The organism is Dyella sp., from assembly GCF_036568765.1.
GTDB lineage: Bacteria > Pseudomonadota > Gammaproteobacteria > Xanthomonadales > Rhodanobacteraceae > GSA-30.
This window is the reverse complement of the sequence record NZ_DATCRY010000025.1, coordinates 1-11,339: the sequence shown is the minus strand read 5'-3', so window position 1 is coordinate 11,339 and position 11,339 is coordinate 1. Positions and strand designations below refer to the sequence as shown.

Genomic DNA, 11,339 nt, shown 5'->3' with positions numbered 1-11,339 from the left:
TGCACCCCCCTTAATTGCTCTTGGCCGCGAACGTGCTTTCCAGCACGCGCACAGTATTCTGGTTTCCGCCGGTCGCACGCGCAGTAATGCGGTAGATATGGCGAGCACTGCTGGTATATGCGGTACCGCCGCTGCCCGTCGCGCCGGATTCGTGGAGGCTGCCGGTTACCCCGGGCGGCAACTCCACGCCAAGGTCCTCGATGATGTAAACCGGATTCTGGGCGAGCTTGGCGTTGCCGCTGAGGCTGGTGTAGTCGATCGATCCGTTCGGCCCCGTGTAAGTCGCCGCACCATTGGTGACCCAACCTGCGCTGTTACGAAACACGGTGACCAAGCCGTTGGCTGCATAAATGGCGTTACTGGGATCGTAGCGATAGCAGTTGCCAGCCAACACACCCGTGCCGCAGTTCAACGGGGTGCTCAGATTGCTGGTACTCGTCCATAGGCGCCATTCCGCGCCTCGAAGCGCCGTCTCCGCCGATAGCTGCGCCTGCTGGACATTGCGCAGACCACCGACCATGCGTTCTTGCAACAGAGAGCGTCCGGAGGCACTGATCGCCAGTATGGTCAAAAGCAGCAGGAAGATCAGGGCGACAACAAGGACCATGCCTTGCTGCTGGCGCAGTCCACCATGGGGTTTCAATGATCTGGCTAATGCTTTCATGGCGAACTCCATCAGTCTCGATCGCGATGGCGGAACAAGTCTGTCAAGGATTGAAATTACGGACAGAAACGACGGTATTGAATTCGCGCCGCACCAACTGGTCGACGAAACCCTGGTCGCTCGGCTTGATGGTGTGAGCGCTCGGTGCCTGCGGCCCGGTAACCGCTGGTGCTTCCGGCGAATAGGAGTACTGCATCTCGGTCGGTCCAAGTGTGTATAGCGGCACTTGGCCATTCATCAGGATGCTGACCTGAATGCTCTTGATCGCTCGCCACATGCAACCGGGTTCCACGCCCCCCTTGAGCAGCGGGTTGGGCGCCGATGGCGGGCAATTAGTGCCGGTATCGACCTGATTCGCCGTCAGATAGCTGGTGTTGCCATTGCTGTCTTCCACGCCATAACGGAAATCCAGACGCTCGATGCCACGCACCAGTTGATCCTGGGAGCCGTTCTTGTTCGCATCGTTGCCGTTGACTTGCCGCACCAGCGCACCGGTGGTCTGGCCATTGCCATTATCGACGACCTGCAGGTAATAGGTCACCGTCAGGTAGTCGTGATTGAAATCGAAGACTTTCGGCGCCGATTGCGGCTGCTGCGCCGTCGGCGCGGTGAAATTATTCGCCGCATCCGGCGTCAGCACCCCGCCGGATACATTGACCGAAAAGATCTGCGCGCCGGAACAATCGGCAAGCATGGCCAGATCGCCGCCCTTGAAGGTCGACGCCGCCGGCTCGTTCGGTCCAGGCACCAGGCTAATGCTGTTGATGGTGCTGCCGGTCGCGCCGCTGGTGGAGGAAATCGTCGAGTTATTACCGATGGCCCAGCCACTGGATGAATCCACATAGCGCAGGGTGAGTACGGCCGAACCGGGCACACGGTTGCCTATCGCCTTGCCCATGGGCGGGATCGTGGTTGCGATTGTGTTCGGGTCCACCGGTGTGCACGCGGCTACCGTACAGTCGTAGCCGCGCATGGAAAGGAAGGACGGGAACGTGTAGCTGGCCGCCGGTGCGGCTGGATAGCTGCCCACGCCAAACCGCGTCGTCAAATCGGACGAAAGCAATGCGGTTTGCAGATTCTTCGTATAGACCGTCGGGGCACGCAGCCCGTCGAGGTAGGTACCGTTAGCCTGCAGCCGTGCCGTACCGCCCGTGTTGGTGCAGTATTGTCCATTGGCCAGGCTCACGTCCTGCACAATACGTGTGATCGCAAAGCGCCCTTCTTCCTGCAACCGCGCCAGCTGTGTCTGCACGCGATTACTGCTGGAAGTGGAAATAAACACGCTGATGATGCCGCCGGCGACAACCAGGCCAAGCACCATCGCCACCATCAGTTCGATCAGGCTGACGCCTGCCTGGTATCTGCGACCCATACGTGCGATCACGGCTGGAACTCCCAGTTGAAGGTCTGTGGCAAGGTATCGCCGCTACTGGCTGTGTCGCCGGCAAGGCCCCGCTCGTCCCAGGTGATCGACATCGTGCAATTGCCGCCGTACGGCGGCCGCATGCCGACCTGCCCCGCTTGAGGTGTATAGCCAGCCTGCGCGCTGGAGCAGGCGATCGTCGCCGAAGCATTCGGCAAGAAGGCGGTGAGCTGATCACTCCACATCTTCAGGTCATAGGTGGCCACTTGCGCGGGGGTGCACGCTGTCGTGCTGTCGCAGACCTGCGTCGCCGTGGTCGGCAGGGTCACGTTATAGGCGTTGCTCCACACGCCGACCGGATTGGCGCGCATGCGGTCGGCCATACTGCTGGCCAGGAAGGTCGCCTGGGTACGCAGGTAAGCCGTGTGATTGGAGCGGGTGGCCATGATCATCAGGCCGGCCAGACCGATCAGGCCGATGCTGAAGATCAGCACCGCCATCAGGACCTCGATCAACGAGACGCCTCGCTGACGCGACAAGACTTGCATGCTGATTCCCCCATGGACCCTTGGCTTTACTCTCTCCCGGCCCTAGGGGAGCCGCCAAGGGGCAGGCCGACAAACGGCAGGAATCGGCCGACAAGCGGCTTAAGGATCCTTTACGGGAGTGATTGGCTTCACATATGGACGTTTGCCGGAAATCCGAAAAGCCAGCACCGGGCTAGCGACTCCATATGCCATCAACAACGCAATCAGGGGCCTCAGACAAGCCTCCGTTGGCGCGGTAGAGAAATCAGAAATCATTGGGCGCCCGATGGCCCAGCCCGATTTGCTCACCGCTACCTCAGCCATTTCTGAACGGGAGTCCATGTCAATGTCCGATACACGTGACATTTTGATCAAATGTCGTATATTCAAAACATGGATAAGCCCGCGAAGATCTCCCCTCTGCAAGAACTCGGTGCCACATTACGGGCTGAACGGGAGCGCTTGGGCCTCACCCAGGCTGCCGTGGCCGCCTTAGCAGGTATCGTTCGCCAAAAGCTCATACAGATCGAGCAGGGACGGCCGAGCGTGGCCATAGGTGCCTACGCGGCAGTGATGCGCACGCTGAATTTGGCGCCTACCGTCAAGGAGCCAACCGTAGTGATCGACATGTACCCCCAGCTCAAGCTCGTGGCATGGAACCGACCGGGCAACCGGACGATTCCCGAACGGGAAGCCTTGGCCCTTTATGAGCGCAACTGGCCGCTGATCGACGAAGCGGCCATGGACAGCCAGGAACGTGCACTACTCCATGACTTGGTGAAGCGATACGGAAACGGGGTGCTCCATGTTTGAACGCCCACATCATCAACGCATCGCGCACGTACTTCGTGCGCTCGACGGCGAGCTGCTACGCCGGGCGCGCTGCTATTTCGCCGGCGGCACCGCCATCGTGCTGCAATGCGGCGAATACCGCGAATCTGTAGATATCGACTTCTTGTGCGCGGACGCGCACGGTTACCGGATGCTTCGCGAAGCTATCGCACCACCCGCCTTGGGTAATCTGATGCGTTATCCCATAAAGTATCTGCGCGACGTGAGAACCGACAGAGACAAGATTTCGACGATACTTGAGGTCGATGGAGCTCCCATAAAATTCGAATTGGTTCGCGAAGCGCGCATCGAGCTAGACGAAAACAAGCAGGACCTGCTCGGCATTCCCCTGATCGAACCCGTCGACGCCTACGCGGAAAAACTGCTCGCCAATGCCGATCGAGGCCTCGATAAATCGACGCTCAGCCGCGACATGATCGATCTGGCCATGATGATCGATAAATGGGGACCTGTCCCATCACGTGCACTCGAAAAAGCAGAAGCCGCCTATGGCACCTCCATCATCACAATGTGGAACAAGAGTGTGGAGATGCTGCTCGACGACACCTATCTTGCAAACTGCCTTCAAACCATGTCCATGGACATAGGCCTAGCAGGGAGTATCAAACATCATTTGGAACATCCATGGCTCTGAGCACGCGCCGGTAATGAAGCGATAGCGAACACCCATGGAGTAGGCGGCAGTAGGCGGGGACATCCACGAATCGGCCGCCTCCCATCTAACTGCTGAGGTGATCGGCCAACAGCGCAAATCATGGATGGCCCCGATTTCTCCCCCCGATTTCCTGCCCCAACGACATAGGGATTTTGGCTAAATGAATGAAATGTCCTACAGCACGGCTCTCGATGCCGGGCTAGAACCAATCTCCTATCGCACCGACGCCTTAGAATCTTTGGGAGAAGGGCGATTCATGGGTCGGTTAGACGGCTTAGTATGGTCCAAGCGACAGCCATGCTTGATGGCACTATTGACGCTGGACAATGGCGTGCGTGTCCAAGTACTAGGCTTTCAACGCCATTCCCGCAAAGGCCTGCCTGAGTATCTTGGGCTTCGCCTATTGGCTCCAGGACAACGGATCTTTCTCCAGATTGATCGAGGCGTGCGTGGCGGGCTTCGTCCTCTGGTCCTCTCGGATAATGAGATGGACCATCCTTCCAATACCTAGATATCTACGATGGGCCGACGCAAGGCGCCAAGACGGGGGCAAGACAGGGACATCCACGAATTAGGCGCTTCCGGCCTGACTACTGCGCTGATCGACCAACTGCGCAAATCTTGGATAGCCCCGATTGTCGCCCGCTGTAAGGGCAAACAGAGGCATCCAAGATTTCCACGCTTCTCGCCAGCAGCCCTACGCGGTTACGCATCAGCAAGTGAGCTGGCAAGACGCCGGGCATCCACGAACTGGTCGCTTCGCAAATCATGGGTGGCCCCGATTGGCCTCACCGAAATGATGCCCCCATATAAAGCCTTATCCAGGATTTTCGGAAAAAGTTTAGGGCTAGACGAAAATATTTTTCACTAGGACGGCAGCAGATTCGTATTAAACTTACGAAAACACGGGGTGTGTAGCCGTCTTCGGTTCGCTTAGCCGAAGCTTTAAGGGGCAACATCCTTCCCCAAAACCTTTCGGATCAAAGTGCTGGCAGGCCTAGGCTCTGCCGCAAGCCGCCGCTCCAGCTCAGCAACAAACTCAAGCCAATCGGCTCCATAGACCCGGACCAAATCTCGCACGACCAAAAGCTCGAGACCGCGATCGCTGGTTTCGATGTCCGAGATCCCCGTCTGAGTTAGCCCTAAAGCTGCGGCCGCTTGAGCTTGCGTCAGCCCTGCCGCCAGACGCAGCTCTCTTAGAAGCTGGGCGAGGACCATATTCTCTGGCCGGTGAGTCGATGATGGCTTGGGCTTGGCTTTTGGCATTTGCCAACCATAGCTACGCTCCTTGGATATCCTTCGTTCACTTCTTTATCCCTATTTGGGATATTATGCACACCCACACGCCACCATGCCATGGCTGCGCGGCCTCCCATGGTCATCCTGGTATCCGGCCCACGCGCCAGTCACTACGACATGACTTCCCTCGACACGGATTTCCTCACCCATGACGCAGATCGATCACCGAGCCAAGCAGATCCTGTTCGACACCTTCTGGAATAACGGCTGGATAGACAACGACTACAGGCGAACGCCGCCGGAAGATTTCGAGTACGCCAAGGCCCAAGGACTGATGTTCGATCCGCTCGCCATCACGCACGATGCACTGATTGAACGCATTGTCGATCTCGCCCAAGGGATGCCCCCAGGTAAGCCAGCCAGAGCCTTTCTATGCAGCCTATCCACGCGGCGGGTCGATTGGCGATCCGGCCTCGCCTCCTGGTCTGTCGCTAGACGCTTGTCCAAGCACATCTACCAGGAACTCAGGTGCCTGGGTGGGCATTCCTTCAAGAACGGAGTAACTACGCCGCGTTGGCGATATGAGTGCGGCGTTTGCGCGGGACGTGATGCGTATTGGCAGGAGGACCTCAATGTCCTCAGCTTCGAGCGCGTTCGCTGGGGCGGCCTGCGTCACGGCGACTTGATCTATACGCTGCTGGATCTGGAGCAACTAGCGAAGGCTGAGATACCCGAGCCGTTGCCTGAGGACATCGATATCTTCAGGGACATTTTGAAGGCGGCAACATCGCTGCGCCCCAATGATGCTCCAGGTGCTCTACGCGAAAGGCTGAAAGATGTCGTGCCTTCCTCGAAAGACGAGCGCAGCAGGCTACTGGAGGTACTGGCATGTGCTGGCGTTCTTGAGGCACTCGCGACGGATCGGCCGAGGCTTGGTGGCACGCCTGATTGGAAGTTTATTTCCGACTGGCGAGGGCAGGATGGATTTAATGCGATGGTGGTTGAAGCGCTGTTTGGCGCGTGGTTATAAGGACGGGCGAAGACGAGAATACCCACGAGTTGGTCGCTACCGACCTGACTACTGAGCTGATTGGCCAACAGCGCAAATCATGGGTGGCCCCGATTGCGTCACGATTGCCGTCACCGATTGCCGTCAGAGAGACCCTCAATGGCCCGCCGCGAAACGATCACCTACGCATCGACCACGAACACCCAGCGTCGCCCCACAGCCACCTTCTATCTGGCAGAGCCCACAGATGTTATGGCGTTCTATCGGTTCGAGGAGCCTCAAGAGGACCAAGAAAACACATGGTCGCTAATCGATCGATTGGATCGGACCCAGCTTCTCGGCGCGGGGAATCAAGCAACCGCAAAAATCTGAGCCAAGAGACTGGGTCTTACCAATTTCGTTTACGTGCGCGTCTGAACGGAACAGCGCAACTACCCACGATTGTCCGTCCCGAAGTTCTCGATCTGGTTAAAGACGGCGAGCATGAGCGTTGGCAAGTAACGTATCGATTAGATACAGACGAAGGGACAGACATCCTTTGAACGGAAGCCCGGCGCCATCTCTTCCCTCTAGGCCGGCCACCCTTTTTCCATAGCTTGTGGGCACACAGTTGAGGCTACGAATGACACAGACTAAGGATGTCGCCTGAGGAGATCTGCCAATCCATCGACGAAGTGAAGCGCCGTCTTATAGCTTTCGTAGATCTCGTCAAGCGTTTTATCAAGTGGATACGTAGAGAAGTCCACGTGGACCATGCTGTTCCGATTGCCGCCAAGTTCAAGGAAGCTTTTTATGGACCTCTCAAGCCCGACATCGCCTTTCACCTTCGCTGTCATGGCATCCTTAAAATCCTTCCCGAACAAACCGAAGAATGCATTTGCATTCGAGGCATCCCACTGAAACCATGTGTGATACTGGCGGCTAATCACCTTCGCTTGAACGAGCGCAACAATCTTCGGCGCCCCCTGAACAAGTTCATTGACGTAGTCGAGCACACAAGTTGTGAGGCGGTGTTCGAAATAGCTCGCCGCAGCGAGCAGCAGAGACTTCCGAAATAGATCACTGGCGGAAGAACGAAGCGAGGGCTGATTCTCAGGAATCGCATCAAGCGCCGCCCGAGACTCCTCGTATTGACGATCAACTGCGGATGTCGAGGCCATAGATCAACGAAACCCGAGATGAAAGCTAGCCCTACTCAACCGCATAACAACGTTCTTTGTTTGCGTCGTCCCTTCCTTCAGCGCGTCTAAAAACTCTTTGTCACCTTCCAATGCCTGAACATGCGCCGGAGAAATCTTGTCAGCGACCAGCCCACGCTTTGCCAAAGGCGCCGCACAGGAGGCCACAAAGATGGCTTCGAATAGTGCAACATTGAACCGCCCGTTTTTCGTAAACGCCCTATCAGGAAGGTCGCCACACGCATCCAAAAAAGAGCTAATGAGGTCGTAGTAATACTTGTTCTGTTCAGCAGAATTCGAACGCATCGAACGTGAGAACTGGTTGAGAAATCTAACCATAGAAGGCGCGTATTTATCTCCTTCGATCAGCAAGGCAAAGCCGCGAAGAAGTATTTCCATGTCCTTCATGTGGAGATCTGGCGTATCGTCACCTAGGAGGCTTCGCCATCTCTTATCTGCATTGACTTTATGCAAAACGTCATAAAAAGCAGAGTGATACATGCTTAGCCGAATTTCTTGTGGCCTAAGATTGATGCCTCCAGTATTGAGTCGATTGAACACCTCATACATGGATGAGTCATCGCCCTGCGGCGAGTTTTGTTTGATTATTACGTTACGAATAGTTCGAAGCTCGAACTGCGACTTATATCGTTCTAGCGTATTGTATCCTAGCCCTTTAAACTTACTGGGGTGATTGGGCAGCATCTCGGGGAGCTTAAGCCGAAAGTTTTCAAAGTATTCGTCATTGTCAACAATGTTCTCTGGAATTCGTCCATGCTCATTGAAGATGGCGCGTAGCTCCGAACGCTTATCCTTTCGCGGGAAGCGCTTCTTGATGAAGTAATAAATGGACATCAAGCGTTGCTGTCCATCGATAACAAAGAACTTGTTGCGGTCGACTTCGTAAAGAAACACTTGAGGTACAGGCAGGCCAAGAATCAGCGACTCGATCAGCTTTGATGCCCGACCGATATCCCAAACATAATTCCGCTGAAAGCCGGGAATCTCCACTGCTCCCGACTCAATGAAACTGAAGATCGTCAATATATTGAAATCGTTAGGTGCAGCGGTGATGTCATACTCTTCGACCTGAAGATCGTTGTCCTCGTTATCTGCGTAGTCGTCGAATTTCTGATTCACTGGATTTCCCCTGTAGATAACATGAGAGGCAAAGCATAAACTGGCGTCGGCGATATATAAACCCCAGTCGCATCAGCGGCACCAATCAACAGCCCGAGCGATGAAGACTCTTTGTTTCCGCCTCTGTTGTTCACCGGCCGCCACTACCCGAAGTTATGGGCACGCCCGAACCCTTTACCCTGAAGTGCACTGAGCGCACATACAAGTATCCGATCACTGAGGTGTTCCCGTTCGCCACCCTCGCCTTCATCAGCCTAGCGTCAGAAACGTTATGACTTCGGCTGGCCCAATATCTTGCAACCCTCCACCAGATTTCAGGGCAGCCAAGAAGGCGTCTGCGCAATTGAGATGGCACGCAACGTTTCGGTGTAAGCCAAAATCCAATGCGATTGCACGTCCAACTCGCACCAAGGCGCCTGAAGCGCTTGCGCGAGGGGCGTTATCGCCCCCTCTGCGACAGCTTCTTCCAGATCGATCAACTCTACCATCAGCAGGTGGTCTACGATGCGATCCTGGGCGTAGATGACCCACGGCCACGGCTGGACTAGATCCTCTAGGCGCTCGAGGCGAAGCTTTCCCCCCGTGCAAGATGGGCAAGACGGGGACATCCACAAATGGCAAGACGGGGACATCCACAAATTGGGGGCTTCCGGCCTGACGACTGAACTGATCAGCCAACAGCGCAAATCATGGGCGGCCCCGAACGCCCCCCGAATGCGCCCGCCCCCGAATGCGGCATACATGTCGCCAAAACCAAAGATTTATTGTGTGGCGTCCGGGCGAGGCTCAAGGTGACCTTGGTCATGGGGAAGATTGAGTCGCTTCTTTTGGCAAGCCAGACGCTTGCCCAGCACTAGAAGCGACGTGCACGACACCGCTTCATGAATAGGGACGGTGGCAAGATGGTCAAGATGGGGACATCCACGAATTGGTCAAGATGGGGACATCCACGAATTGGTCGCTTCCGACCTGGCTACTGAGCTGATCGGTCAACAGCGCAAATCATGGGCAAATCATAGGTGACTCCGATTAGGTGGCCCCGATTGCCATGCACAGCCCCCCGGTATCGGCTACACGGTAGAGCTTCGGACGAGGCTTGAGGCTGCGCAGCTTGGCGTCGGTCAGGACTGGCATGTGTGAGTACAGTTAAATGCGGTTCCGCGTCGTAGCGGGCCGTACTCACAATCGTGCTCACATGCTGAGGCGGCTGCGGGTCGACACCGGTGGATGCCGGTGAACAAAAAAGCCCGCAGCTAAGCGGGCTTTCGTGGGTTACATGGACATCTGTGGATGCCAGTGAACGCCTAACTGGTGCCGGAAATAGGAATCGAACCTACGACCTACGCATTACGAATGCGCCGCTCTACCAACTGAGCTATTCCGGCAGTGGATTTCGAATTTTACGGGGAGGCCGCAGGGGACGCAAGCGGCTTGGATGGATTCAGAGGCTCGCCGAGGGGCCGCCGCCGACCAGGCGCAGTTCCTTGGGCAGGGCGAAGGTGATGGTCTCGGCCTCGCCTTCCAGCTCGCGCACTTCGCTGCCGCCCCAGGACTGGAGCCGCGCGATGACGTCGCGGACGAGCTTTTCCGGGGCCGACGCGCCAGCGGTGATGCCGATGCGGCGCACGCCATTGAGCCATGTGCGCTCGATATGCTCGGCACCGTCGATCAGGTAGGAGGTGACGCCTTGCTTCTCGGCCAATTCGCGCAGTCGATTGGAATTGGAGCTGTTGACCGAGCCGACCACCAGCACCAGATCCACCGCTTCGGCCAGGCGCCGCACGGCATCCTGGCGGTTCTGGGTGGCGTAGCAGATGTCGTCTTTGCGCGGGCCTTCGATGTCGGGGAATTTCTCGCGCAGCGCCTCGATGATCGCGAGGGTATCGTCGACCGAAAGCGTGGTCTGGGTGACGTAGGAAAGCTGATGCGGAAACTTCGGCGCCAGCTTGGCCACGCACTCGACCGATTCGACCAGCAGGATCTCGCCGGCGTTGGCCGGGTTCCACTGCCCCATCGTGCCTTCGACTTCCGGATGCCCGGCATGGCCGATCAGTATCACGCTGCGGCCGCTGCGGCCCAGTCGGGCGACTTCCATATGGACCTTGGTGACCAGTGGGCAGGTCGCATCGAACACGTTCAGCCCGCGCTGCTCGGCCTCTTCGCGCACGGCCTTGGAGACGCCATGGGCACTGAAGATGACGGTGGCGCCATCGGGCACTTCGTCGAGTTCTTCGACGAACACCGCGCCGTCTGCACGCAGCTTCTCTACCACGTAGCGGTTGTGCACGACTTCGTGGCGCACATAGATCGGTGCGCCATACGATTCGAGTGCGCGCTCGACGATGGCGATGGCGCGGTCGACGCCGGCACAGAAGCCGCGGGGATTGGCGAGAATGATATCCATGGGGCGATTATCGCATGGGTTGGGACGAACGGCCCGCCGGGCGCCTGGGGCGCCTCATAGCGAACTCATGCCTTTTTCGTGAACAACCCGAAAACCACCAGGGCCGTCGCTCCCACCGAAATCGCACAATCGGCAAGGTTGAACACCGGGAAATCCCAGGCCGCGTAGTAATGCACATGGATGAAATCGGTGACCTTGGCCTGATGCAGGCGGTCGATCACATTGCCCCAGGCGCCGCCGACGATCAGAGCCAGCGGCAAAGCCGAGCGCCAATCGCCGCGCGCGGTGCGCTTGAGCCACACCACCAG

12 protein-coding genes and 1 tRNA gene are annotated in these 11,339 nt (G+C 57.2%); 4 read left to right on the top strand and 9 right to left on the bottom strand.

The window, feature by feature from the left end:
* Positions 1–10 precede the first annotated feature (10 nt).
* Genes VIM98_RS01945 through pilV form a run of 3 tightly spaced genes read right to left on the bottom strand, consistent with a single transcriptional unit; the run spans position 11 to position 2,575 of the window.
* On the bottom strand, positions 11–664 hold the full coding sequence (locus VIM98_RS01945) for a pilus assembly PilX family protein (protein ID WP_331991403.1): 654 nt from the start codon (positions 662–664) through the stop codon (positions 11–13).
* A gap of 43 nt (positions 665–707) precedes the next feature.
* Positions 708–2,048, bottom strand: a complete 1,341-nt coding sequence (locus tag VIM98_RS01940; RefSeq protein ID WP_331991402.1) for a PilW family protein — start codon at positions 2,046–2,048, stop codon at positions 708–710.
* On the bottom strand, positions 2,045–2,575 hold the full coding sequence (pilV, locus tag VIM98_RS01935; RefSeq protein ID WP_331991401.1) for a type IV pilus modification protein PilV: 531 nt from the start codon (positions 2,573–2,575) through the stop codon (positions 2,045–2,047). Before pilV ends, VIM98_RS01940 begins: the two co-directional genes overlap by 4 nt.
* Positions 2,576–2,947: 372 nt before the next feature.
* On the opposite strand from pilV, the gene VIM98_RS01930 reads away from it, so the two are divergent.
* A complete protein-coding gene (locus tag VIM98_RS01930) occupies positions 2,948–3,367 on the top strand; it encodes a helix-turn-helix domain-containing protein (RefSeq protein WP_331991400.1) in 420 nt (139 codons plus the stop codon).
* Positions 3,360–4,040 (top strand): nucleotidyl transferase AbiEii/AbiGii toxin family protein, encoded by a 681-nt coding sequence (locus tag VIM98_RS01925; protein ID WP_331991399.1) that lies wholly within the window; start codon positions 3,360–3,362, stop codon positions 4,038–4,040. Before VIM98_RS01930 ends, VIM98_RS01925 begins: the two co-directional genes overlap by 8 nt.
* A 966-nt stretch (positions 4,041–5,006) precedes the next feature.
* Here the strand turns inward: VIM98_RS01925 and VIM98_RS20625 are convergent.
* On the bottom strand, positions 5,007–5,279 hold the full coding sequence (locus VIM98_RS20625) for a helix-turn-helix domain-containing protein (protein WP_414650176.1): 273 nt from the start codon (positions 5,277–5,279) through the stop codon (positions 5,007–5,009).
* Between the two features lie 229 nt (positions 5,280–5,508).
* Here VIM98_RS20625 and VIM98_RS01920 point away from each other — a divergent pair, with 229 nt between their 5' ends.
* A complete protein-coding gene (locus VIM98_RS01920) occupies positions 5,509–6,330 on the top strand; it encodes a hypothetical protein (protein ID WP_331991398.1) in 822 nt (273 codons plus the stop codon).
* Between the two features lie 611 nt (positions 6,331–6,941).
* Here the strand turns inward: VIM98_RS01920 and VIM98_RS01915 are convergent.
* Positions 6,942–7,469, bottom strand: coding sequence for a HEPN domain-containing protein (locus VIM98_RS01915; RefSeq protein ID WP_331991397.1), 528 nt, complete (start codon positions 7,467–7,469; stop codon positions 6,942–6,944).
* 3 nt (positions 7,470–7,472) lie between these two features.
* Positions 7,473–8,627: a DUF262 domain-containing protein gene (locus VIM98_RS01910; RefSeq protein WP_331991396.1), complete on the bottom strand. Its 1,155-nt coding sequence runs from the start codon at positions 8,625–8,627 to the stop codon at positions 7,473–7,475.
* A gap of 383 nt (positions 8,628–9,010) precedes the next feature.
* Between VIM98_RS01910 and VIM98_RS01905 the strand changes: the two genes are divergently transcribed.
* Positions 9,011–9,175: a hypothetical protein gene (locus VIM98_RS01905; RefSeq protein ID WP_331991395.1), complete on the top strand. Its 165-nt coding sequence runs from the start codon at positions 9,011–9,013 to the stop codon at positions 9,173–9,175.
* Between the two features lie 761 nt (positions 9,176–9,936).
* Here VIM98_RS01905 and VIM98_RS01900 read toward each other — a convergent pair.
* The 3 genes from VIM98_RS01900 to lspA form a co-directional block, all read right to left on the bottom strand.
* Positions 9,937–10,012 (bottom strand) — tRNA-Thr (locus VIM98_RS01900).
* A gap of 56 nt (positions 10,013–10,068) precedes the next feature.
* Positions 10,069–11,031, bottom strand: a complete 963-nt coding sequence (gene ispH, locus VIM98_RS01895) for a 4-hydroxy-3-methylbut-2-enyl diphosphate reductase (protein WP_331991394.1) — start codon at positions 11,029–11,031, stop codon at positions 10,069–10,071.
* Between the two features lie 65 nt (positions 11,032–11,096).
* A partial coding sequence (gene lspA / locus VIM98_RS01890; protein ID WP_331991393.1) for a signal peptidase II occupies positions 11,097–11,339 on the bottom strand: 243 nt, incomplete at its 5' end.

Excerpts from the sequence above, each read along its gene's own strand:
- VIM98_RS01945 (WP_331991403.1), bottom strand. The coding sequence starts at position 664 with ATGAAAGCATTAGCCAGATCATTGAAACCCCATGGTGGACTGCGCCAG.
- VIM98_RS01930 (WP_331991400.1), top strand. The coding sequence starts at position 2,948 with ATGGATAAGCCCGCGAAGATCTCCCCTCTGCAAGAACTCGGTGCCACA.
- VIM98_RS01915 (WP_331991397.1), bottom strand. The coding sequence starts at position 7,469 with ATGGCCTCGACATCCGCAGTTGATCGTCAATACGAGGAGTCTCGGGCG.
- pilV (WP_331991401.1), bottom strand. The coding sequence starts at position 2,575 with ATGCAAGTCTTGTCGCGTCAGCGAGGCGTCTCGTTGATCGAGGTCCTG.
- VIM98_RS01920 (WP_331991398.1), top strand. The coding sequence starts at position 5,509 with ATGACGCAGATCGATCACCGAGCCAAGCAGATCCTGTTCGACACCTTC.
- VIM98_RS20625 (WP_414650176.1), bottom strand. The coding sequence starts at position 5,279 with ATGGTCCTCGCCCAGCTTCTAAGAGAGCTGCGTCTGGCGGCAGGGCTG.
- VIM98_RS01925 (WP_331991399.1), top strand. The coding sequence starts at position 3,360 with ATGTTTGAACGCCCACATCATCAACGCATCGCGCACGTACTTCGTGCG.
- ispH (WP_331991394.1), bottom strand. The coding sequence starts at position 11,031 with ATGGATATCATTCTCGCCAATCCCCGCGGCTTCTGTGCCGGCGTCGAC.
- VIM98_RS01905 (WP_331991395.1), top strand. The coding sequence starts at position 9,011 with ATGCGATTGCACGTCCAACTCGCACCAAGGCGCCTGAAGCGCTTGCGC.